21 protein-coding genes and 1 riboswitch are annotated in these 23892 nt (G+C 40.9%); of the genes, 16 read left to right on the top strand and 5 right to left on the bottom strand.

Features of this window, described 5'->3' with window-relative positions; all coding sequences use genetic code 11:
- Positions 1 to 238: 238 nt before the first annotated feature.
- The 4 genes from AB4153_RS07545 (at position 239) to AB4153_RS07530 (ending at position 2764) form a co-directional block, all read left to right on the top strand.
- Positions 239 to 910 (top strand): PilZ domain-containing protein, encoded by a 672-nt coding sequence (locus AB4153_RS07545; protein WP_371996906.1) that lies wholly within the window; start codon positions 239 to 241, stop codon positions 908 to 910.
- 181 nt (positions 911 to 1091) lie between these two features.
- Positions 1092 to 1667 (top strand): DUF2975 domain-containing protein, encoded by a 576-nt coding sequence (locus tag AB4153_RS07540; protein ID WP_303516363.1) that lies wholly within the window; start codon positions 1092 to 1094, stop codon positions 1665 to 1667.
- Positions 1667 to 1876 (top strand): helix-turn-helix transcriptional regulator, encoded by a 210-nt coding sequence (locus AB4153_RS07535; RefSeq protein ID WP_102526987.1) that lies wholly within the window; start codon positions 1667 to 1669, stop codon positions 1874 to 1876. Before AB4153_RS07540 ends, AB4153_RS07535 begins: the two co-directional genes overlap by 1 nt.
- Before the next feature lie 27 nt (positions 1877 to 1903).
- Entirely contained in the window at positions 1904 to 2764 is an 861-nt protein-coding gene (locus tag AB4153_RS07530) for an alpha/beta hydrolase (protein ID WP_303516366.1), read from the top strand.
- A gap of 175 nt (positions 2765 to 2939) precedes the next feature.
- Here the strand turns inward: AB4153_RS07530 and ribB are convergent, their stop codons facing one another.
- Entirely contained in the window at positions 2940 to 3596 is a 657-nt protein-coding gene (gene ribB, locus AB4153_RS07525; RefSeq protein ID WP_229370566.1) for a 3,4-dihydroxy-2-butanone-4-phosphate synthase, read from the bottom strand.
- A 92-nt stretch (positions 3597 to 3688) separates the two neighbouring features.
- A riboswitch (FMN riboswitch) is annotated at positions 3689 to 3864 on the bottom strand.
- Positions 3865 to 4102: 238 nt separating this feature from the next.
- Between ribB and AB4153_RS07520 the strand changes: the two genes are divergently transcribed.
- Positions 4103 to 4657 carry a thioesterase family protein gene (locus AB4153_RS07520; protein WP_102526984.1) on the top strand — a complete coding sequence of 185 codons (555 nt, stop codon included), beginning with the start codon at positions 4103 to 4105 and terminating at the stop codon, positions 4655 to 4657.
- Between the two features lie 43 nt (positions 4658 to 4700).
- Positions 4701 to 5390 carry a DNA-3-methyladenine glycosylase I gene (locus AB4153_RS07515; protein WP_371996961.1) on the top strand — a complete coding sequence of 230 codons (690 nt, stop codon included), beginning with the start codon at positions 4701 to 4703 and terminating at the stop codon, positions 5388 to 5390.
- A gap of 6 nt (positions 5391 to 5396) precedes the next feature.
- Here the strand turns inward: AB4153_RS07515 and AB4153_RS07510 are convergent, their stop codons facing one another.
- Entirely contained in the window at positions 5397 to 6017 is a 621-nt protein-coding gene (locus AB4153_RS07510) for a TetR/AcrR family transcriptional regulator (RefSeq protein ID WP_371996904.1), read from the bottom strand.
- A 106-nt stretch (positions 6018 to 6123) separates the two neighbouring features.
- Here AB4153_RS07510 and AB4153_RS07505 point away from each other — a divergent pair, with 106 nt between their 5' ends.
- The 4 genes from AB4153_RS07505 (at position 6124) to AB4153_RS07490 (ending at position 12571) form a co-directional block, all read left to right on the top strand.
- Complete coding sequence (locus AB4153_RS07505) at positions 6124 to 7215, top strand: MBL fold metallo-hydrolase (protein WP_371996903.1); 1092 nt, start codon at positions 6124 to 6126, stop codon at positions 7213 to 7215.
- A gap of 378 nt (positions 7216 to 7593) precedes the next feature.
- Positions 7594 to 8748, top strand: a complete 1155-nt coding sequence (locus tag AB4153_RS07500; RefSeq protein WP_229370571.1) for an efflux RND transporter periplasmic adaptor subunit — start codon at positions 7594 to 7596, stop codon at positions 8746 to 8748.
- 9 nt (positions 8749 to 8757) lie between these two features.
- Positions 8758 to 11910, top strand: a complete 3153-nt coding sequence (locus AB4153_RS07495; RefSeq protein ID WP_102526980.1) for an efflux RND transporter permease subunit — start codon at positions 8758 to 8760, stop codon at positions 11908 to 11910.
- 190 nt (positions 11911 to 12100) lie between these two features.
- Positions 12101 to 12571 carry a TlpA disulfide reductase family protein gene (locus AB4153_RS07490; RefSeq protein ID WP_229370576.1) on the top strand — a complete coding sequence of 157 codons (471 nt, stop codon included), beginning with the start codon at positions 12101 to 12103 and terminating at the stop codon, positions 12569 to 12571.
- A 55-nt stretch (positions 12572 to 12626) separates the two neighbouring features.
- Here AB4153_RS07490 and AB4153_RS07485 read toward each other — a convergent pair whose 3' ends face one another.
- The gene (locus AB4153_RS07485) at positions 12627 to 14258 is read right to left on the bottom strand and encodes an AbgT family transporter (protein ID WP_371996901.1); all 1632 of its coding nucleotides are present in this window, start codon (positions 14256 to 14258) and stop codon (positions 12627 to 12629) included.
- A 595-nt stretch (positions 14259 to 14853) separates the two neighbouring features.
- Between AB4153_RS07485 and AB4153_RS07480 the strand changes: the two genes are divergently transcribed.
- From AB4153_RS07480 to AB4153_RS07470, 3 genes are read left to right on the top strand one after another with little or no spacing between them, the layout of a single operon-like run.
- On the top strand, positions 14854 to 16122 hold the full coding sequence (locus tag AB4153_RS07480) for a lytic transglycosylase domain-containing protein (protein ID WP_371996900.1): 1269 nt from the start codon (positions 14854 to 14856) through the stop codon (positions 16120 to 16122).
- Between the two features lie 8 nt (positions 16123 to 16130).
- Positions 16131 to 17513 carry a M28 family peptidase gene (locus AB4153_RS07475; protein ID WP_371996899.1) on the top strand — a complete coding sequence of 461 codons (1383 nt, stop codon included), beginning with the start codon at positions 16131 to 16133 and terminating at the stop codon, positions 17511 to 17513.
- Between the two features lie 56 nt (positions 17514 to 17569).
- Positions 17570 to 17815: a hypothetical protein gene (locus AB4153_RS07470; RefSeq protein ID WP_371996898.1), complete on the top strand. Its 246-nt coding sequence runs from the start codon at positions 17570 to 17572 to the stop codon at positions 17813 to 17815.
- 150 nt (positions 17816 to 17965) lie between these two features.
- On the opposite strand, the gene AB4153_RS07465 is transcribed toward AB4153_RS07470, so the two are convergent.
- A complete protein-coding gene (locus AB4153_RS07465) occupies positions 17966 to 18808 on the bottom strand; it encodes a 23S rRNA (adenine(2030)-N(6))-methyltransferase RlmJ (RefSeq protein WP_102526976.1) in 843 nt (280 codons plus the stop codon).
- 139 nt (positions 18809 to 18947) lie between these two features.
- Here AB4153_RS07465 and AB4153_RS07460 point away from each other — a divergent pair, with 139 nt between their 5' ends.
- Positions 18948 to 19709, top strand: a complete 762-nt coding sequence (locus AB4153_RS07460) for a class I SAM-dependent methyltransferase (protein WP_267869166.1) — start codon at positions 18948 to 18950, stop codon at positions 19707 to 19709.
- A 137-nt stretch (positions 19710 to 19846) separates the two neighbouring features.
- Here the strand turns inward: AB4153_RS07460 and AB4153_RS07455 are convergent, their stop codons facing one another.
- Complete coding sequence (locus tag AB4153_RS07455; RefSeq protein WP_371996897.1) at positions 19847 to 20242, bottom strand: nuclear transport factor 2 family protein; 396 nt, start codon at positions 20240 to 20242, stop codon at positions 19847 to 19849.
- A 112-nt stretch (positions 20243 to 20354) separates the two neighbouring features.
- On the opposite strand from AB4153_RS07455, the gene AB4153_RS07450 reads away from it, so the two are divergent.
- Both AB4153_RS07450 and AB4153_RS07445 read left to right on the top strand, forming a co-directional pair.
- Positions 20355 to 21224: a LysR family transcriptional regulator gene (locus AB4153_RS07450; RefSeq protein WP_371996896.1), complete on the top strand. Its 870-nt coding sequence runs from the start codon at positions 20355 to 20357 to the stop codon at positions 21222 to 21224.
- A 395-nt stretch (positions 21225 to 21619) separates the two neighbouring features.
- A complete protein-coding gene (locus AB4153_RS07445) occupies positions 21620 to 23542 on the top strand; it encodes a diguanylate cyclase (RefSeq protein ID WP_371996894.1) in 1923 nt (640 codons plus the stop codon).
- The last annotated feature ends 350 nt before the right edge of the window (positions 23543 to 23892 follow it).

Genomic DNA, 23892 nt, shown 5'->3' with positions numbered 1-23892 from the left:
CTCTTATTTTACGTGTAAGCCATTTATACGTATTAAGAAATGCTAAAAATGAAGAGGCGCCCTAGGGTGCCTTTTATTATTTTTATTCCATCGCAGCTAGCTGGGTTGCAAAATAAACTTATTTTATCGTGAAAGTTACATTACTATGATGGAAGCTAAGATATAAACAACGATAGAACTAATACTATCGAATAAATACTATCGAATAAATAATCGAATGATTTGAATGGACTCTATTTTGAACGAACAGCCATCACCAGAACAACAAATCTTTTTTAACCTATCGCCAGGGCGAACGGTTGATTTGCAGATCGATTTTCCTGTGAAATTTAGAACCAAAGCAACGTTAGTAGGTTATGAGTTAGGAAAGTACATCATCTTAAAACATCCCGCACCGCAGCAGATGAATAACTACAGCGATGTGTTTGTTGAAGGTAATGGCGTGGTGGTGCGCTACTTGTTAGAAGGCCAGCAGGGCGAGTGTTACGCATTCAAGTCAAACATCCGCAATATTACCAAATTACCTGAAAAACTGATCTTCCTTTCATATCCGAAGCAAATTGAGAATCGGCAATTACGTACTCACCAACGATATGTCACTCATTTGCCGGCCGCGATTCAAGCGAAAGACGAAAATGATGCCAGTCGTGGCACTCAATTAAAGGGCATTATTTCGGATATTTCGCCTAAAGGCTGTGGCTTTGTTTTTAAAACAGATAACCCTAACCTAAAAGTGAGTCAGAAGGACATCATAGTGATGATCCGCAATCCAAATGACGAAGGAATTAGCATTCCTGCCAAAGTTTGTAATAGCCGATTTGAAGACGGCAAGGTCAATGTAGGGATTAAGTTTGAAGAGAATGACCAGCAGATTAAAACCTTACTAAATCAACTTTATATTGATTTGTAACCCCCAAGCATGCATGCCATTTCAATGAAAAAAGCGACTGATTTCAGTCGCTTTTGCCATCGTGCTATCACCTTTAGTAAACCTTTAGACTGAATTGATTATCGTTTATCGATAACTTATTGCTGTTATATAACCAATCCGCTAGTTTGGGTTTAAATATTAGTTAGCCCTAAAGTGAATCATGGATAGAATTAATCGCTTAAGTAAATGGATTAAAGGATTGCTGCTGTTGCTCTCATTGATGCAATTAGGCAGTTATATTGCTGTGATGTTTAGTGGCGAATATCGCGATGGTGAATACGCAATGAGTATTAACTGGTGGGGATATTTCAGTAGTTTCTTAAGTGTCAGTTTTGAGTCTTCATGGCAAGCACTCGCAGAGAATTTATATTCGGCAGGATTACATCCTGGCATCATATTAGGCAGCGTTGAAATATTGCCTTATTTATTCATTTACTATTTCTTGTTCCAACTGTTTAGCCTTTATCAACAGGGTCAGGTATTCACTTCAGCTAATTTCCGCTGTTTAACTCGTATTGCTCAAGTCTTTTTAGTGTGGATTTTTGTCAGCCTTTTTTACCCCATGCTGGTGGCCTATTTCATTCATGTAACCGATCTCGCCGATGGGGTGCCGGGGTATTTTACATTAGGCAGTCAAGAACTCGAATATGCGTTATTTGGACTGATCTTTTACTGTATCGGCTGGGTTATGAAGCAAGCAGTAGAGTTGCAAGCAGAAGCGGAATTAACCATTTAATGGCCATCATTATTGAACTAGATGTCATGTTGGCAAAACGGAAAATGAAGTCAACGCAGTTGGCTGAACTTGTAGGTATTACCCCGCAAAATTTATCGGTATTACGCAGTGGTCGCGCTAAGGCTATTCGCTTTTCAACGCTGGACGCAATTTGTCATCACTTACAATGTTCGCCCGGCGATATTTTGGTGTATCAGGACGAAACGTAAGCATGTTTTTTTATTAAGGAAAATAGTATGCACAATTCAGTAAACAGAGTGTCTAGTGTCATTATTGCGGCAGCAGTTCTTATGACAACAGCCTGTACGGTTAGATTAAGTGAAGACACTTTCATTGCCAGCGATGATTCCGTCACCCCTTTTACCGCTGAGTTTACTCAGCAGTTACAACAAGTTATGCCTAACAATACCATTAACCCAATAAGCTTAGATGCCAGCGAGCAAGCCCGTTTACATGGCTTTTATATTGATAACCCTAATAGCAAAACCACCATTATGTTCTTTCAAGGTAATGGCATGAAAATCGAGCCTCATACCCTTAATACGCTAACAAGGTTATCGACATTAAATACTGACATTCTAATCGTTGATAGACGCGGACTCGGTGCGAGTGAAGGTCAGCCCAGAATTTACAACCTTGTTGCTGATGCACAACTGCAGCTAGATTACTTACATCAACAATATCAGCCAGACAACGTGATTATTCACGGCTATTCATTGGGTAGTTTTATTGCCGCAGATTTAGCAAAAAACAATAAGATTGCAGGATTGGTATTACAAGGTTCTGCAACAAATGCCGATGACTGGGTCGATGAAAAAACACCATGGTACATGTCACCTTTTATGAGCTTAGAAATGCCACAAGATTTCCGTAATATAGACAATGAACAAGTGGTGGCTAATCATTATCAAGGGCCGTTATTAGTTATTGCGGGTGAAAATGACGAAGAGGTGCCGCCAGAGTTATCTGAGAAACTCTTTGCTGCTAGTCAGTCTGCTCAAAAACAACTGATAATGGTGCCTAATGTGGGTCATCAAGGTATGTTAGATAGCAAAAAGACCTTGCAGCAATATCAGGCCTTTATAGCCGAGCTTTAAATATGTTGCTTGTGTATACGGAGCTTAATTTCTGATAAATCATATCGTCTGAAATAATAAAAAACGGTACAGCGTATTTACGCTATACCGTTTATTTTTATCTGCATTATGTTGCTTAAAGTTAATTCCGACCACCTTTTAAAGCAGGCCGATATCAAGCTTAACTCGATTAAAGTTAAGCTAATTTAAGGTCATATTGCTGACGGTACATCACCATGTCTTCAATGGTGAGCACTGGCATATTGTGCTTTAAGCCAAAAGCGACAATTTCAGGCGCTTTTGCCATCGTGCCATCTTCGTTAGTAACTTCACACAATACGCCATAAGGCTGTAAACCTGCCATTTGCATTAAATCTACCGTGCCTTCGGTATGACCACGACGAGTGAGTACACCACCTGCGCGAGCGCGTAATGGGAATACATGTCCAGGTCTTGCTAAATCTGATGCTTTAGCATTTGCCGCAGTAGCCGTTTTGATTGTTGTTACGCGATCGGCTGCTGAAACGCCGGTAGTGACGCCTTCTTTAGCTTCAATTGACACCGTAAATGCGGTTTGATTAGCGCTATTGTTATCAGTAACCATTGGCGGTAATTCAAGTTTGCTCGCTTGTGCATCCGTTAAGCATAAACACACGATACCGCTGCATTCGCGGATCATTAATGCCATTTGCTGACTGGTAAGATGCTCAGCTGAATAGATAATATCGCCTTCGTTTTCTCGATCTTCATCATCGAGTAACAATACGCCATTACCTTGTCTTAAAGCGGCTAAGGCTTTTTCAACACGTTCTAGAGGATCGCCAAAAGGCGCAAGTAGTGATAGCTGATTCATGGTTAACTCCTAAAAAATACCAGAATCAGGGCTTTAAAGAGGGTTTTTACGCCAAACGAAATACACCAGTTAGCATAGTCTAACTGGTGTATTTCTATTCTCTCTCATCCGGACTATAACCGTCGGCTCTGGAATATGAAGTATTACACTTCAGTCACCAAATCTGCTGACCTCGAAAAATCGAGCGCTCGCGGGCTTAGCTAATTCTACATATAGGTAAAATAGCATCACCGCCGGTGGGGAATTTCGCCCCGCCCTGAGAATTAAAATAATCTGCTTAACGCCCTATGCATTAAACAGCGCCGTCATGGTAAGCCAAAATGTAGCGATAAAAAAGTGCTAATGCTCACAGAGATGGTAATTATTTATTCAACTCTGGCAGGTGAACTTTTCAGGGCTCAATTCGTAATAAGGTGTTCTATTTTATGATTTGTTAATTTAGGTGACGGACTTGATAGCTGGTATGACCTCTGATAGCCTGATGCGCTCAAAAGGAGTAGTAGTATATGAATTTATATTTCCGTCTAATATGGTTAATGTTTTGGCGTAATCGCAAAGCCAAAAAAATCGGCTTTTTAGATATCAGTCGTATTAGTTACCGTGCATGGCCACTTGATTGCGATATCAATATGCATTTAACCAACTCCCGCTATCCAGCGTTTATGGATCTCGCGCGTACCCATATGATTGCCGAAATGGGCATCATGAAAAAGCTATTAAAGCTGAAATGGCTACCCATCGTGAATGCGTCGGAATTTACTTTTTTCCGCGACATTAAGCCGATGGAAAAGTTTGAGATTGAAACCAGAATTGTTAGCTGGGATGAAAAATACTTTTATATCGAGCAGCGCTTTGTCACTGCTAGAGGTTTGCACTGCATCATGCATGTTCGTGGTGTATTTGTGTGTAAGGGTAAACAAGTGCCTATTACTGAATTAGTGGCCGCAGCAGGTTATGAAGGCCCCACTCCTGAAATGCCACCTGAATTAGTTAAGTGGAAAGCGTTTTTACAGGTGAAGAAAGAACAAAATCAAGCGCCTAAATTGAGTTTAGCATCATAAGGTTTATGATAGGTATTTAGGCTCAACATTGACTGGAATGACTGTGGCAACATTAGAGAAGTTTAGTGATATTTTTGATCGTGCAGCTGAGCGAAAAGGCGGTGCTAAGTCGTTAGGCTTATTGATGCCACACACTTTAGAAGCCGACGAAATTGGACAGTTTTCTGATGCTCAGTTGTTATCAGCGATGAGCAAGCAAGTGTTTCAGAGTGGTTTTGTATGGCGGGTGGTTGAAAATAAATGGCCAGCGTATGAAAAAGCCTTCTTTGACTTTGAGCCACTCAAAGTATTGATGTTGTCACCGGATCAAATCCAGCAAAGAGCATCAGATGCGACACTCATTCGTCATCAAAAGAAAACCCAGTCGATTGTCGATAATGCTTATATGATCCAACAAATTGCTGCGGAACACGGTAGCTTTGCGGAGTTTATTGCTAACTGGCCTGAAGAGGATATTACTGGTCTGTGGCAAGCTCTAAAAAAGAAAGGTAGCCGTTTAGGCGGGAATACTGGGCCATACTTTTTACGCAATGTTGGTAAAGATACGTTTTTATTGACCAATGACGTACAGTCATACCTTAAAGCAACTCAGGTTGTTGATGCTGGATTTACGTCACAAACGGCTTTACGCCAAGCGCAAGCCGCTTTTAATCATTGGCAGCAAGAATCAGGCTTAAGCCTTGCACACATTAGTCGGATTATTTCGCTGAGTGTAGGTGATAACCGAGTTTAACTGGGTTTAACTGGTTTTCGTTTCATAGCGACATAAAAACATCAATGCGACTTCTGACGCTATTTCCTGCAGCTCTGCCTCAGTGAGTTGTTTTGAAAATTGCAGCACTTGAGGCCAAAAGCATGGTCCTTTAATCAGGCTGTGAATTTGCATTAAAGCAACATTCTCATCTTTTATCTCGAGTTTACCATCTGCCATTGCCGCTCTTATCCAGCGTAAAGTCGCCCCTTCCTGATTTTTAACTCGCATCAGTTCTTGGTTCATTTCTTGTGGACAATAGAAAAAGTGTCCCATTGCCATGCGCGTTAACTCGATATATTCATTACTGTTGATGAAGTTAATCTCAGTGAGTACTAAGTCCGTTAACTGCTGGTGTAGCGGAACATCAAGCTGATATTTAGCGACATTATGATTGATTGAACGTTCCCACAGATCGGCCATTAATGTCATGACAATGGCTTCTTTAGTTTCAAAATGATTGTAAACCGTGCGCTTAGATACTTTGGCGACTTCCGCTAATTTATCCATGCTTGTTGCTGCTACACCAAATTCAGTAAAGGTGATTTTGGCTGCTTCAATAATCGCGATGCGCTTTTTTTGGCTTAAGGTCATTTTTTCAGTGGTCATCGTTAGGTCTCAAATCATCTTCTGCGGGATATTCTACACTGAGAAGTTTACTTTTCAATATAAGTTTAATAAACTGCACCGTGTAGTTTACTTTTTGGTGGTATGAATGAAATATTTACTTGTCTTGATAGGGGTCGTAGTGATGGGGTTGTCAATTAAGTCATTTTTGGGTGCTGATAAAACAGAGACACCTAAATACCAAAATAGCGATATTCAGTACCAGTCAGGTTTAAGTGATATATGGAGTATTGCTAAAAGCTATATGACCACTAAAAGACTGCATCCAGTCCCAGAAGTAGACATACCAGTTAAACCTATGACTGCTGTTAGTTTAAGTTTTTCTACAGAAGATGAAATTTTTAGACTTGGCCATTCCACCTTACTTATTCGCCTTGATGGTGAATATATCCTTTTAGATCCGGTGTTTAGTCAAAGGGCATCACCTGTTCAATGGGCGGGGCCAAAACGTTTTCATCAGTCTCCGATAAATATTGAACAATTACCCCCTATAAAGACGGTCATTATTAGTCATGACCACTATGATCATCTTGATAAAGCAGCCGTGATTGCACTTGAAGATAAGGTTGAGCATTTTGTGACGCCCCAAAAAGTTGGCGATCACTTAATTGAGTGGGATATTGAACCAAGCAAAGTGACACAGTTAGCTTGGTGGGATGAGTTGACGTTAGGTGAGTTAACCTTAGTCGCCACACCTGCTCAGCATTTTTCTGGGCGCGGGCTATTTGATCGAGATGCGACTTTATGGGCGAGTTGGGTGATCCAAGGTCAGCAAAGTAAGCTATTTTTTAGTGGTGACGGTGGTTATTTTTCTGGTTTCAAGGAAATCGGTGAAAGATACGGACCATTTGATCTCACCATGATTGAAACGGGTGCCTATAATGAAATGTGGAGTGAGATCCATATGCTTCCTGAACAAAGTTTACAGGCGCACATTGATTTAAATGGCGAACTGTTTAATCAAAAAGCCATGTTACCAATTCATAATGGCACCTTCGATTTAGCATTACATGATTGGTTTGAACCATTGGAGCGTATTGTGGCATTAGGTGAAAAAGCCAATGTAAATGTGATTACTCCTGTGTTTGGTGAGGCGATTAGTTTGAAAGCGCCTACAGTTAAATCACGGTGGTGGCGTGAGATGCTTGCCAATGAAGAGTTGGTTTTGCAGTCACAGTAAATTTTTGTAAGAAAATAGGAAAATATCTGGTTTAACCTAAATTAAACCAAACAATATACTATTTCATATGCATTTATTTTAACGTTATGTTGTATATTGGTGTTTTTATAACCCGTTTCAATGTAACGCTTTTGTAACATAAAAGAGTTGTATTTTTTGTTGACACAGATTAGTTAACAAACCCGAAACAAGTCAGCTAAGTTTATTATTTGTTTACAATTTATAATATTTTAAATGGTTGTTGAGTTTATATGGGTGTGCGATAACAGTGCCCATCAAAAAGTAAGTAAATTAAAACGTTAGGAATATCGCTATTTAGCAACTGTTACGCAATGAAGCGAATGGTTACTGATGATGTCATTAGGAGTAAGAACAGTCATGCACAAAGCACTGAAAATAGCCTCAGTAATCACTGCGGCTTTATGGATTACCGCTTGTGGTCAAGCCGATAAGGCTCAAACCCAGCAAAAAGCACCTCCCGTTCCAGTTGGAGTGTTGAGTGTGACTGAGCAATCTCAAGCTATTCAAGTTGAGCTACCTGGTCGTAGTCGTGCTTTTTTAGAAGCTGAAGTACGTCCGCAGGTATCTGGCATTATCACTAATCGTGGTTTTGTTGAAGGCAAAGATGTTGAAGCCGGTCAATCACTGTATCAAATTGACTCAGCAACATATAAAGCTGCGTTAATCAGTGCAGAAGCTGACTTAGCAAGCGCCAATGCAGCTTTAGGTTCAGCAAAAGCAACGGCTGATCGTTATGCTGCACTTGTGCAAACCAATGCCATTAGTAAGCAAGACTTTGATGAAGCAGATGCCGCTTATAAAGAAGCGATTGCGAATGTGACAGTGGCCAAAGCTGCGATTAACACTGCCAACATTAACCTTGAATATACTGAAGTTAAAGCGCCTATTTCTGGCCGCATCGGTAAATCAAGTGTGACTCCTGGTGCATTGGTTACAGCTAACCAATCAACGATTTTAGCTAAAATTCAGCAACTTGATCCAATCAATGTTGATATCGCTCAATCAAGTGCCCAGTTACTTCGTTTAAAAGCAAAGCTGAAAGCAGGTAAATTACAGCAAAGTGAAAATGCCGAAGTAAAGCTTATTCTTGAAGATGGCAGCACTTACGAGCAGATCGGTACGTTACAGTTTGCTGAAGTCAGTGTTGATGAAGCAACAGGTTCAGTGACCTTACGTGCTGAATTCCCTAACCCTGATGGTGTATTGCTGCCTGGTATGTATGTACGTGCGATTTTGAATGCTGGTCAAGATCCTAAAGCGATTTTAGTTCCGCAAAAAGCCATTTCACGTAATACCAAAGGCGAAGCAGTGGCGATGGTTGTTGGTGAAGGCAATAAAGTTGAAACGCGTGTTGTGACAACTGCTGAAGTGATTAATCACCAATGGCGTATCACTGAAGGTTTGAAAACTGGCGATAAATTGATTGTTGAAGGCTTACAAAAAATTCGCCACGGATCGGAAGTAACTCCACAAGTATTGTCAGCGACTAAAGCAACCACTGAAACTAAATAGGGTAACGTTATGGCTCGTTTCTTTATCGATCGCCCTATTTTTGCATGGGTGATTTCAATCTTAATCATGCTGGCAGGTGTCTTAGCAATTAAAGACCTTCCAGTTGCACAATACCCAAGTATTGCGCCACCAACCGTAGAGATTACTGCGTTTTATCCAGGTGCGTCTGCAAAGACCATGGAAGATACAGTAACTCAGGTTATTGAGCAGCGTATGACAGGTATTGACCATCTGCGCTATATTGCTTCTAGCAGTGACAGTTTCGGTAATGCGACTATTACCTTAACATTTAATGCTGAAGCAGACCCTGATATTGCCCAAGTACAGGTGCAAAATAAGCTGCAAGCAGCGATGACTTTGTTACCTCAAGAAGTGCAGTCTCAAGGGGTTAACGTTGTTAAATCAAGTGCTGGCTTCTTGATGGTTGCAGCATTTGTATCTGAAGATGGCTCTTTAGAAAAAGGCGACATCGCGGATTATGTTGCTGCCAACATTCAAGATCCATTAAGCCGTGTACCTGGCGTAGGTGAAATCCAGTTATTTGGTGCCCAGTATGCAATGCGTATATGGCTAGACCCGCTTAAACTTACCCAATATAACCTGACCAGTATTGATGTCATGGCTGCGATTCAAGAGCAAAATGCTCAAGTTTCAGCGGGTCAATTAGGTGGTGCGCCATCGGTTGCAGGTCAAGAGTTAAATGCAACAGTAACAGCGCAAAGTCGTCTACAAACGCCTGAGCAATTCCGCGAGATTATTCTTAAGTCTGACCCATCAGGCGCGAATGTTTACCTGAATGATGTTGCTCGTGTTGAGCTAGGGTCTGAAAGTTATTCTGTTGAATCATTTTATAATGGTAAGCCTGCATCAGGTGTTGGTGTTCAGCTAGCAACTGGTGCTAACGCGCTAGATACTGCTAAGAATGTCCGTGAAAAGTTAGATGAATTAAAAACTTACTTCCCTGATAGTTTAGAAATTTACTATCCATATGACACGACACCATTCGTTGAGAAATCAATTGAGGGTGTTGTACATACGCTGATTGAAGCGGTTGTTTTAGTGTTCTTGATTATGTATCTGTTCCTGCAGAACTTCAGAGCAACGCTTATTCCGACGATTGCGGTTCCTGTTGTATTACTTGGTACTTTCGCGATTTTATCAGCGACAGGTTTCTCGATTAATACCTTGACCATGTTTGCAATGGTACTGGCCATCGGTCTACTGGTGGATGATGCCATCGTGGTGGTGGAAAACGTCGAGCGGGTCATGTCCGAAGAGGGGCTCAGTCCACTCGAAGCTACCCGAAAATCGATGGACCAGATCACCGGTGCACTAATTGGTATTGGTTTAACCTTATCGGCTGTATTTGTTCCAATGGCATTTATGTCAGGCTCAACGGGTGTTATTTACCGTCAGTTCTCGATTACGATTGTGTCAGCGATGGCATTATCAGTATTGATTGCAATGATCTTAACTCCAGCACTTTGTGCCACCATGCTTAAGCCTATTCCAAAAGGCCATACTCACACGAATAAAGGCTTCTTCGGTTGGTTTAACCGCAGCTTTGACAAGTTAACATCGCGTTATGAAGCCAGCGTTGCAGCTATCCTGAAACGCACAGTTCGTATGATGGGTGTATATCTTGTACTTGTGATTGCTACGGCATGGATATTCATGCGTATGCCAACGGCATTCTTGCCTGATGAAGACCAAGGTATCTTATTTACTCAAGCTATTTTGCCGACTAACTCGACGCAAGAAAGTACCATTAAAGTGCTTGAAGAAGTCAGTGACTATTACCTTAATGAAGAAGGCGATACCGTTAAATCTGTATTTAGCGTCGCTGGTTTCAGTTTTGCGGGTTCTGGTCAAAACATGGGTATTGCTTTCGTTGGTCTTGAAGACTGGGCTGAGCGTGGTGAAGGGCAAGATGTTCAATCATTGTCTAACCGTGCTATGGGTCGCTTCATGCAAATGAAAGAGGCATTGGTGTTTGCCTTTGTGCCGCCCGCGGTAATCGAATTAGGTACATCGAATGGTTTCGATATGTATCTGCAAGATCGCGGTGGTCAAGGACACGAGGCCTTAGTGGCAGCGCGTAACCAACTGCTGGGTATGGCTGCGCAAAATCCAAACCTTGTGGGGGTTCGTCCAAATGGACAAGAAGACGCCCCGATGTATGAAATCCATGTTGATCAAGCCAAAATCCGCGCTTTAGGTGTCGATATTGATAACGTCAACAGCGTACTGGCAACCGCTTATGGTGGTTCATACGTCAATGATTTCATCGACCGTGGCCGAGTGAAGAAAGTATACGTTCAAGGTGAAGCTGAATACCGTATGCAGCCTAGCGATTTAGATAGCTGGTATGTACGTAATTCAGAAGGTGAAATGGTACCTTTCTCAGCCTTTACCACAGGTACTTGGGAGTTTGGTTCACCTCAGTTACAACGTTTTAATGGTTTACCAGCAATCAATATTCAAGGTGCCACTATGCCTGGGTACAGTACTGGTGACGCTATGAATGATTTCGAAGAAATGGTGAAGCAGTTACCACCAGGATTCGGCATTGAGTGGAACGGTCTATCTTATGAAGAAAGATTGTCAGGCAACCAAGCTCCTGCGTTATATGCCTTATCCATTTTGGTCGTATTTTTAGTACTTGCGGCGCTATATGAAAGTTGGTCAGTACCCTTTGCGGTTATCTTGGTAGTACCTTTAGGGGTTATCGGGGCATTATTAGCGATGAACGGTCGTGGATTACCGAACGATGTATTCTTCCAAGTAGGCCTACTGACGACAGTGGGGCTTGCGACCAAGAATGCGATCTTAATTGTAGAATTTGCTAAAGAATTCTACGACAAAGGCGCAGGATTGATTGAGGCAACATTGCATGCGGTTCGTGTACGTTTGCGTCCAATCTTGATGACATCATTAGCATTTGGTTTGGGTGTTGTTCCACTGGCAATCAGTACTGGTGTTGGTTCTGGTAGTAAGAATGCACTTGGTACTGGTGTACTAGGTGGCATGATGAGCTCAACCTTTATTGGTATCTTCTTAATCCCGCTGTTCTTCGTGGTGGTTGAGAGAATATTCAGTAAAAAAGAGCGTAAAGGCTATAAACCGCCTGAAGCTGAATCGGAAAGCACTGAGAAAAGTTAATCGTATTAACTGACTATCACTTAAAAAGCCTGCAATATGCAGGCTTTTTTATGTCCGAACATAAATTATAGTTAAGTCCAAATAGGCAATATACTGATCCTTATAGTGTCCGATAAACGTAACATGGTCATCAGTTTAGTTATAAGATACTGGCATTAATAAGGATGTGTGTTGGATGTAGGAGTGAACGATGAAAATGATAATCGGAATATTGCTGTTGATTGCGCCATTAATACCATCAGCGGCGCCCTCATTAAATCATCTTGTGGAGGATGTAGAAGGTAATAAGGTTAGCTTGAGTGAGTTTAAAGGCAAAGTCGTTTATGTGGATTTTTGGTCATCTTGGTGCGGGCCATGTAGAAAATCATTTCCATGGATGAATCAAATGCATGAGCAATATCAGCAGCAAGGCTTAGCTGTTGTGGCGATTAATTTAGATGTTGAAGTCGAATTAGCCCAAGTATTTTTAGAACAGTTACCAGCACAATTTACGATTCGTTATGATCCCGAAAGTGAAGTCGCAAGACTATTTGGCTTAAAAGGGATGCCAAGTAGCTTTATCTTCAATCGCCAAGGAGAACTCGTGCAGCAACATACTGGGTTTAATTTGGAGCAGACTTCTCAATATGAACAAGAGCTAGTGAATTTACTGGAGCAATAAAAAAGCCAATGACAACTGATTGCTATCATTGGCTTTAAGGCGTTTTCACTCTTTTCTATGGTGTGTAGTAAGTTGCAGCACCAGGGCCTACAGGGAAGCCAAGCACGAATACCCATAGGAAGAAGAACAGAGTCCAGCCAATAAAGAACACGATAGAGTATGGCAACATGGTAGCGATCAGTGTACCAATTCCTAGATTCTTCTTATAACGGCTTGCGACCGCAAGAATAAGTCCAAAGTAACTCATCATTGGGGTGATAAGGTTCGTTACCGAATCACCAATACGGTACGCTGCCTGAATAGTTTCAGGGGCATAACCGACAAGCATCAGCATAGGCACAAAAATAGGTGCAGTTACCGCCCATTGTGCAGATGCACTGCCTAGCATTAAGTTAATAAAACCACATAGCATGATAAACAATACAAACACGAGTGGGCCAGTTAATCCTATGCTGCTCAATGCATCGGCGCCAGTAACCGCAAGCACAGCGCCTAAGTTTGTCCATTTAAAAAATGCGACAAATTGAGATGCAAAGAAAACCAACACAATGTACATACCCATGGTGCTCATGCTGTGAGACATGGCATTAATGATATCAGTGTCTTTTTTCATGCTGCCGACCACTTTACCGTAAACTAAGCCTGGAATAGCAAAGCCGATAAAGATGAATGCAACAATCCCTTTCAGAAATGGTGAACCTGCGACTAACCCTGTTTCAGGGTTACGAAGTGCGCCCCATTCTGGAACAATGGTTAAAGCAAGTAAGCCAGATAGGACTAATACAGAAAAGCCTGCCATTTTTAGCGCATGTTTTTCTTCCGCAGTCACCACATCCATTTTTTGTTCTGATAAATCGTCAGCGGCTTCAGCTACGTCATATTTCCCCAGTTTAGGCTCAACGATTTTTTCAGTGACTAATGCGCCTAACCCGGTGATTAAAAAGGTGGAAACGAACATGAAGTACCAATTCACTTCTGGTCCAACAATGTACTCAGGATCAATCATCTGAGCGGCCGCTTCGGTAATACCTGAAAGCAGTGGATCGACGGTTCCTAACAATAAGTTGGCACTATAACCGCCCGATACCCCTGCAAAGGCAGCAGCAAGACCGGCTAATGGATGGCGACCAAGGGAGTGAAATATCATCGCAGCCATTGGGATAAGCACGACGTAACCTAACTCTGAGGCTGTGTTAGACACAATACCCGCAAACACAATCGTGAGTGTCACAAGACGCTTAGAAGCGCCCATCACTAACAAACGCATAGCGGCTGAAAGTAGTCCTGAGCGTTCGGCAATCCCTACACCTAGTAAGGCAACAAGTACGGTACCTAGTGGCGTGAAGCCAGTAAAGTTAGTGACGAGGTTTGAGACAATCATTCTCAAGCCTTCAGCATTCATTAAGCTGACGACATGGATCAGTCCATCTTCGCTTCGGCCTGAACTACCAATGGGTCTAGGGTCTGCGACCGTGAGCTCGAAATAACCTGCAATACCGCTCATAGCGATAACGGCTAAACAGAACATGGCAAATAAGGTAATTGGGTGAGGTAACAGGTTACCTAAACGCTCAACAATATTAAGAAATTTTACAAAAGTACCACTAGAAGCAATATCTTGAGGTGTCTGATTATTTGGCGGCGCGCCATTACCGGTTGGGCTCGTATTTGATGGAGTTGTGGTCATGATCTTCCCTTTAGCTTGGCTTAATTATTATGTGTTTGAGATTTTGCCAAGTTACAGCCTAGCGTATTTATTTTAAATTAAGCTTAAATTAACGATGAAAAAGTTGATAAAAATAACTTAACAACCATTATTCATTGAAGTTAACTTTATCACAACTCAACCAAGATAAAACAGCCTCTATCGTGATGATTTATTTGTAAGCTGGTATAAAAAACACCCAGGGCAGTTTGTGGTTATGGTGCTGTTATTTAACGGTAAAATTTAGTTCGTGGGTGATTTGTTCATTATTTAGTTGTATATAAAGCAATTCATTGACTGTTAATTGTAAAGTTGCTTTTTTTACTGGTTTAACCCCTTCTTTTTATCCGGTTTTTGAATGGATTGTAAAAAAGTGCGCAATAAAAAAACACTGCTTGTTACGCTATTAAAGGTGAACTTTGGTTCAAAGTATGACTATTATGAACAATAACAATAGGTGAACTGAGCTCGGTATTACCTTGAATAATAAAGAAATAGAGCTTCATAAGCTTGAGCATTAGGATTTTACAGTTTAAACATAATGAGAAAAATACAGTTTCTAATCAAAAGCTTAAGCATGTTTATTACAGTATTAACTGTCATGACCAACCCTGTGCTGGCGAATGATAGCGCTACGTCAGACTCTACAACGCCTAAAACAAAACTCAGTATGAAACCCGTTGCAGTTGATTTTGAGCGCAAACAGCAGCAAAAGGCTTTGCTAACCTTATCACCAACTACTGCAGTAGCTGGTGATATTAACTTCACCGATTCGCCTGAAGAAAATACACTAAAAGAATCTAAACCAACTCTGACATCTAAACCAACTAAGCCATCTAAACCAACTAAGCAATATCACTATGTTGAAACAGTTAAGCCGCAAAAGCAGTTTTCGCAATCAGTGACAGAACACATCAAACCCAACAAAGTGGCTCAAGTACAGCTAGAGCCTGTAAAGCAAACTAAATCACAGCAAGTGTTATTAGCGCCGATAGTGGTGTTACCAACGCAAAATTCATCTACAAAGGATGTTGAAAGTCGATTGCAGTTAAAGCCGAAAAAGCAGCAAGTGCTTCATCCTTCTGTTGTTGCACTAGCAAGTGAATCACCAAAACCCATGTTGGTGTTACAACCTAAAGTAATCGAAGCGCCAATTCTTGAAACGAGAGTTATTGAAACTAAAGGTGTTCAACTTTCTCCGGCAACATCAGTGGTTTCTAAGCCTAAAAAAGCTTGGATTAAACCCAATAAAACGGCTTCTTTGTCTACAACAAATTTATCTCAAGGTAAAACCAAAGCGAAGCGCAAAATTTATCAATATGAGCAAGGTGGTATTACAACGTTTTCAAACATAGTGCCTGACTCTGTAGACTTTGAAGTGCTGCTTTATGATTGTTTTGCGTGTCAGGTCAACTCCCAGGTCGATTGGCATAGCATTCCATTATTTACTTTTAAACATGCCGACTTTGTTACCGATGCAGCTGAGCAGTTTCAATTAGATCCTGCGTTAATTCGTGCGGTCATTCATGCTGAGTCAGCCTTTAATGCCAAAGCTCGCTCAAAAGTGGGGGCTATTGGCCTAATGCAATTAATGCCTGCGACGGCAAAAGAATTAGGTGTTAGTGATGCCTTTGATATCAAACAAAATATTTGGGGAGGAAGTCAATATTTGGCTTACTTACTCAACCGGTTTGATAATGATATTGATCTTGCTTGTGCCGCCTATAACGCCGGCCCTACAACTGTGACTAAATATCAAGGCATACCGCCTTATCCTGAAACACAAGCCTATGTAGAGCGAGTCAAAATATTACTAAAACGCTATCGCGCTGCACTACAAAGTTAGAGGATGTTATGAACCAAAAAACATTAATAAAAACCTTCACGTCTGCAGTCGGATTAACGTCGTTAATCAGCTTAAGCGCTGCAGCAACACCTGCACCTTCACAAGAAGATCTGCGTTTATACGATATTGCCAGCGCACCACAAGCGAGCCGCTTACATGATGATGTGGCTAAACTGGTGAGTTTTGGCACACGTCATACTTTGTCTGAAACTCAGTCAGATAGCCGTGGGATTGGTGCGGCAAGACGCTGGATTAAAGATGAGTTTGAGCGTATTTCTGCTGATTGTGGCGGTTGCCTTGAAGTGGTGATGGTAGGAGAAACCGTTAGCGGTAAACGTATTCCTGAACCCACTGAGGTGGTCAATGTATTTGCAATACAAAGAGGTAAAACAGATCCCAATCGTGTAGTGATGATGAGTGGTGATATTGACTCACGGGTTACCGACCCGATGGACTTTACTTCAGATTCACCAGGTGCGAACGATAATGCCTCAGGCGTGGCAGGTGCGTTAGAAGCTGCGCGCGTATTATCGCAATACCAATTTAATGGCACGATTGTTTATGCAGCGCTTTCAGGAGAAGAACAAGGCTTATATGGCGGCGATGTACTGATTAATTATGCTAATAAGCATGATTGGCAGGTTCAAGCTGTGTTGAATAACGACATGATCGGCAATATTGCTGGCATAAATGGCGTTATCAATAATTCAACCGTTAGAGTGTTTTCTGAAGGTGTGCGTATTGCTGAAACCAAAGAAGAAGCGAAAGAGCGTTATTTTAGTGGTGGCGAAAATGATTCTGCATCGCGTAATTTAGCTCGTAACATTAAATCCTTAGCAGATCAGTATATGACCAACTTAGATGTAATGCTGGTTTATCGTCTAGATCGTTTTGGCCGTGGTGGACACCATTTGCCCTTTAACAAAGCGGGTTTACCAGCGGTTAGAGTGATGGAAACCAATGAACATTACGACCGTCAACACCAAGACTTACGCACTGAAAATGGCATTGAATACGGCGATGTGATTGAAGGAGTCGATTTTGACTTTAATGCTAAGTTAACAGCATTAAATGCGATCAGTTTGGCTTCAATGGCATGGGCGCCTGCGCCGCCAACGGGGGTGAAGATTGAAGGCATTATGCAGCCAAACACTAAAATACAGTGGGATGCCAGTAAAGATAAAGCTGTGGTGGGCTATCGTGTTTATTGGCGCTTAACCACAGAATCAGAATGGACTCATAGCCGTTTTGTTGGCAATGTGAGTGAATTTATACTAAAGAATATGGTCATAGATAATTATCTTTATGGCGTAGCTTCCGTGGGTAAAGATGGCAACACTAGCCCTGTGGTATTTCCTGGAGCGGCTGGGGCATTTTTTAAAGTGATTTAATGATTAAGATTAAGGGCTAATTTTAATTTTAATTTTAAGTTTAAGGGTTAAGGATGATGAAGAACAAAAGGATTTTATTGGCGTGTCTGTTAGTACCGTTACTTACAGCGTGTTCCGCACGAACGGCTTCAAATGCAGGTAGCGACTTTGTTATTGGTGCATATGGAAATGCTGAAAAGAGGGAAGTTGAGGAGTCTCGCCCCCAAAGTCAGACATCGAGTAATAATACCCGTAAGGATGTCAGTGCTGGTTTTTTTAGTGCGATTTTAGGTGCTCTTTCTCGGACGTTAAATGGTGATTAGCAAGCTGACTTCACTATACTGAAGCTAAAAACATTGAAGCTAGAAATATTGAAGCTAGAAATATTGAAGCTAGAAACATTGAAACTAAAAAGCCCATGCAATTAAAATTACATGGGCTTTTTATTGAGTACTAAATTATTTTGTCGCTAATTATTCTGGCACTTCTAATTTCACAACGGTTTTACCGCCACTTTTACCAAGACAGCGCTCTAAATAGTCTAAGGTTTCTTTAGCCGCGATATCTAATTTCCATGGTGGATTAATCACCCATAAGCCCGCTGCTGTCATGCCAAACACATTATTATCAGGAGTAATTGACTGTTCAATTCGCAGTTGATGCTTAATGCCACTGTCAGTCAAAATCTTTAGCATCGCTTCTGTTTGCGCTCTATCTACAACTGGATACCAAAGCATATAAACACCCGTTGCAAAACGTTTATGGGCTTTGATGATGGCATGAGCAACATCTTGATAGTCTGTCTTCATTTCATAGCTTGGGTCGATCAGCGCGACAGCACGGCGCTCTAGAGGTGGCACTGCAGCAATCAAGCCTTTTAAACCATCACCTTTAATCACGCGAACATGTCGGTCGTTACTAAATTGCTCATCTAATGAAGCAAAGTCGGTGCCGTGTAATTCATGCAATACCATGCGATCTTTTTCGCGCATGTTCATGTCAACAAAAGCCGGTGAGCCTGGGTAAAACGCTAACTCTTCTTCACCTTGATTAAAGTGTTTTACATCTTCAATATACTGCTGCAAAGGTTCAGGTAAATCATCTCGTTCCCAAAGTTTGGCGACACCATCTAAGTATTCACCCGTTTTCTTCGAAAACTCATCAGTTAACGCATAACCTCCCGCGCCAGCATGGGAGTCAATATAGGCCATAGGCTTATCTTTTTTGTGCATCAATTTAAGCACTTGAAGCAGCATTGTGTGCTTGAGTACATCAGCATAATTGCCAGCGTGATAACCGTGACGATAACTTAACATGAGAGATCCCAACTTATTTGAACAGCAAAATGCTGTGTAATAGCTGCATTATAAGTTTTCTATGGCATCAGGTATAGGTATTCACTGCCGCAGGCTTTTGGCATAATAAACAGGAATCACTTTGACTGTCGGGATCCCTTTGCAAATACCTATCTTTTTTAATCAACAATATCCTTCTCTCATCGATATTACTGAGCGTTGGGGATTAGTGTGGGACAAAGAGGCGGATTTTGAGCTGCGTTTTGAACACAACACCTTGAGTTTACATAAACGCGACGAGCCAAAACTCGATGGGATCAGTGTTGATTTTGTCTCTGGTGCCGTTGCTCATCGACGTAAATTCGGTGGCGGTCGCGGTCAAACTATTGCAAAAGCAGTGGGACTTAAGCAAGGCGTGACGCCGACGGTAGTAGATGGCACCGCTGGTTTAGGCCGTGATGCGTTTGTGCTTGCCAGTTTAGGTTGCAAAGTGATTATGGTTGAGCGCCACCCTGTGGTGGCAGCTTTACTTGAAGATGGCCTTCGCCGCGCCTATGAAGATGCTGAAATTGGTGAATGGATGCTCGCTCGCATGAGTTTATTCCATGGTTCAAGCATTGAGGCTTTGGCCGATGCAGCAGCGCAATCAGGTGAAGCAATCGATGTCGTCTATCTTGATCCTATGTACCCGCATCGTGAAAAGTCAGCATTAGTAAAAAAAGAAATGCGCGTGTTTCAAACCTTAGTGGGTGCAGACTTAGATGCTGACGGACTATTAAAACCTGCTCAGGCACTGGCAACAAAACGTGTTGTGGTTAAGCGGCCTGACTATGCAGAAGATTTAGATGGGGTAAAACCTAGCATGGTATTAGCGCAGAAGAAAAACCGTTTTGATGTGTATGTAAAAGCAGCAATGAAATAGTTTAAACTGCAACCAACCGAGGCATTGATAAAGCTAAACAACCCTTTCCCTCACAGTTTAGGGAAAGGTTGTAAATCGATGAACTGTCAATCATGTTAGCTGCATTCATCAACGGAGATAAACAGATAGCATAATGTTTAGCGCTCGCCTTGTACTTCAAATTCGTCGCTAGCGAGTCTAGCGCGTCCGTCTGCTTCAACAACCCAAAGTTCGCGATGTACAACACCAAAAGCTTTATTCATTGTCCATTGCGAGGTTAAAATATAGCCACTTTCGCCTTCAGCTTCCCAAGTCACTTGAGTGTAGTCAACTTGGTTAAAACCTTGGTCCATAATACCTTGCCAAAAAGCTTCAATAGCTTCGCGCCCTTCAAATACACCAAATGGACTTGCTGTCATAATGCAGTTTTGTTGATATTGAGCTGCACAAGCCTTGGCATCTTGATGGTTAAATGCGACTTGCCATGCAGCAATCCCTTTTTTGCATGCGGCTAATATTGCGTTGTCAGTGCCAGTAATTGTGTTATTTGTCATTTGAGGTTCCTTGATAAGCTGTTATTTCGTCATTGAGATCTAGATTAGTCTTATCATTAGCTCTGAAAAACAGCTATATTGATATTCACTGTTAAGTTAAATAGAACAATAAATGTCTAGATTACGACAAATGTCAGTATTTGCTCATATTGTTGAAATGGGCTCGATTACCGCCGCAGCTGAAGCGTTAGAAGTATCAAAGTCAGTGGTAAGTCAGCATTTAAAATCCTTGGAAGCCTCTCTGGGCATCATATTGTTAAAACGCACCACCAGAAAGCAAGCTCTGACCGCTGCAGGTGAGCAGTTTTATCAACAATGTAAAACGATAAATCAGATCGCCAGTGACGCATGGCTCGAAGCTGAGGAAACAAAGAATGTGCCTCAAGGTAAAGTAAGAATAACGGCACCCAATGCGCTTATGGAAACTCTCGTTGCTCCTGCTATTACACAACTGTTAGTGCAATATCCGCAATTAAAACCAGAGTTAATTAGCCATGACCAACATTTAGATTTGGTAAATGAAGACATTGACTTAGCGATTCGAGTTGGCCAGTCACCATCAAGTAACTTAAAGCAAAAACGCATTGGCGAGTTTAGAGATGTACTTGTTGGCAACAAAACACTCATTGAATCAAAGGCGTGGCAAGTTTTACCCTATGTCGCCAATTCATGGCAAAGTAAAACTATTAGCCATCAATTTATCAATTCAGAAAAATTAATTTGGCATTATCAAGCACAAGCACACTGTATTGCTAACTCATTTCATACTTGCTTAGCGTTAATCCAATCAGGAAGCGGTATAGGAATAGTGCCAGATTTTTATTTTTCCAAGTCTGAACATGCGTTATGTGAAGTTTTTCTGGGGCAGAAATTAGCGTTAAATAGTGTCTATGGCTTACACCCCTTTGACAATAGAATGCCACTGAATGTCAAAGTGTGCTTAGATGCCATTAGCCAGCAGTTAACCCTAGCGACCGCATAATGCCAAATAGCTTTTGATCTATGTACGATTAAGCAATTTACAAAAGCATTGCACATAAACATTGCACATAAGCGCTTCATATAAGCATTTAACATCTCTATTTGGCAGCATGTTAATACTGAAACACTCCAAAAATATTAAAATCAATCGAGGCTTACAATGAGGTCTAATGAAAGCCGAGTGTAGATATTTTGTTTATTCGACAGTGTCATATTTTTACTCATTCACAGAGTCATATTTTTACGTTAGAAGCAGTAATTATTTTTGTTCCATATGTAACTATACGTCACAAATATATCTTTAAATCAATATTCTACCTTTAATGGAATGCTATGTTGGCTTGAAATAGATATACTGCTAAAGGGTTAGTGGATTGAGATGGATAGGGATTTTAAATGATGCAAAATTGGCGAGTATGGCTGTGTTGTGCCATTTTTGCATTCAGTGCAAGTGGAGTTGCAAATACTCTTGATATAAATTCTCGTGATATAAATTCTCATGATATAAATTCTCATGATATAAACAGTCTAGATATATTAGAAGAGTCAGCTTTATCTGTCAGCCCTCAAGAAGGTATAGCGTTATTAGATCAGTTTGGTCTGGGAAATAACGGCTTGAAACCAGAGCTGCAAGCCAAAGTGTGGTTTCTCTATGGTCAATTATATGAAAAAGCTCGTGAATTGGATAAAGCCATTGCCAGTTATGACAAAGGCATTGCATTAGTAAAGTATCTGCCAATTACTGATGTACTTATTGATAGTCATTTAGAAAAGTCCTTTGCTTTGTATTTACAAAGCAATGATCCTGCTGTGTATTGTGCCGATAGAAAACAAGCGCTTATTTATGCCCGCCAACATAACAACTCTGAACTACTCGCAAAAACCTTAACTCAAAATGCATTTTGTTACAGTGAGCCTGAAACTGTTTATCAAGGGATTGCCTTACTTGATGAAGCCATGCTGATTATTGATAAGAGTGAGAATCTCAATGTACATCGTAAAGCGATGATTTATAACGCAACAGGCAGTTTATATCGGAGCGTAGGCTTACATCAAAGAGGCTATGAAAATTTTGAAAAAGCGTATCAAACCTGGCAAAGCATTAATGACATTGAAGATATGTTTAACATGCAACATAACATGGTCAGCCAAGCGATTAAGTTAGCTGATTGGGACAAAGCGCGTAAGAGCATTGAAGCACAATTTGCCCTAGCAAATATGGTTGATGAAACCAAAGATTTACTGTTTTTTGCTCATTTAAATGCAGGACGTATTGCATTACGGACTCAAAATTATCAACAAGCTATATTCCATTTAGAAAATGCGGTTTCTTTAGAACACACCACAAAAGAAAAGTATTTTATCTCCAGTAATTATTTGTATTTAGCCTTGGCCTATTTTAAAAGTGGCGATGCTAAAAAAGCTGCTGAAGCTGCAAGAACGTTTCGATTAAACAAGCGCTTTGCCGCCAATATGAAAGCAATGTTTCTAAAGGCCGATGCCATTATCGCACTGGATGAAAATAAGCCTGTTATCGCGGCAAGTAAACTGTTTGAAGTTATTGATATAGAAAGAAAAATTAATCAAAGTGTTATCGATAACAAAGTGGTGAGTAATTCGCTGGAGCATAATTCAAAAATTGCCGATTTTGAGAATGAATTACTGGCAAATAAGTTAGCCATCAATGAATTGAATTGGGCATCAGTAAAAGATAAAGAACGTATCAATGAGCTTAAAATGAGCTTGTTCATCGTCATTCTGGTTGTTCTAGCTAGCATAGTATTGTTTTTACTTTTTTCGAGAAAATCTTTAAAAGTAAGGGCGCAAACCGATTTTTTAACGGGGCTTGCAAACCGTGGTCATACTTTTCAAATCGGTCAAAAAATCGTAGAAAAAGCCTGGAAGAAGCACCAACCTGTCGCTGTGATTATTTTTGATATCGACAACTTTAAATCGATCAATGACCAATATGGTCACCATATTGGTGATTTAGCGATTGATGCAACCGCTAAACGAGCAAAAAGCTGGCTTAAAAAGCATGATCTCGTAGGACGTATTGGTGGTGAAGAGTTTTTAATCATTCTAGACAATACCAATAAAGAAGAAGCATTTAATATTGCAGATCGATTACGCAATGGAATAGCATCTCAATCATTTCAATTTGATGATGAGACTGTCGAGTTCACCGTGAGCCTAGGAGTTGCAGTGCTAAGCGACAGCCATACAGCACTAACGACATTAGTTAAACAGGCAGATGATGCGCTTTACCAAGCTAAATTTTCAGGAAGAAATAAAGTTTACCTTGCTGAATGTGCTTAAAGTAAACTGTTGTTTTTCTTACTGAGCATTAAAAATTTATTAAATAGCCTAGCAATTCAAACGTTGGGGCCGCATAAGTTTACCTCGTTTATTATTTAAAAGATGATGGTTCAAGTGGCTCTCTCTGAGTAACTCAATGACCAAATTTGCACCTTATTGGTGCGTAAGTTGTTTTAAAACCTCGCAACAATGCCCTTAATTACCTCAAAAGCAGTATTTGTTTTGCAAATATCACTCAATAATTTATTGATTACTTTCAATGGTTAAAGCCTCTGTCTGTTCCAATTTAGTGCAGCCTATTACGATCTGGCATATAACCTGAAACGTTTTAAACAGAGATATTTTTTGTT

It is taken from the genome of Shewanella sp. 10N.286.52.E4 (genome assembly GCF_041468785.1).
Lineage (GTDB): Bacteria > Pseudomonadota > Gammaproteobacteria > Enterobacterales > Shewanellaceae > Shewanella > Shewanella electrodiphila.
Note: the sequence above shows the minus strand (reverse complement) of the source record. Positions and strands in the feature narration are given on the sequence as shown.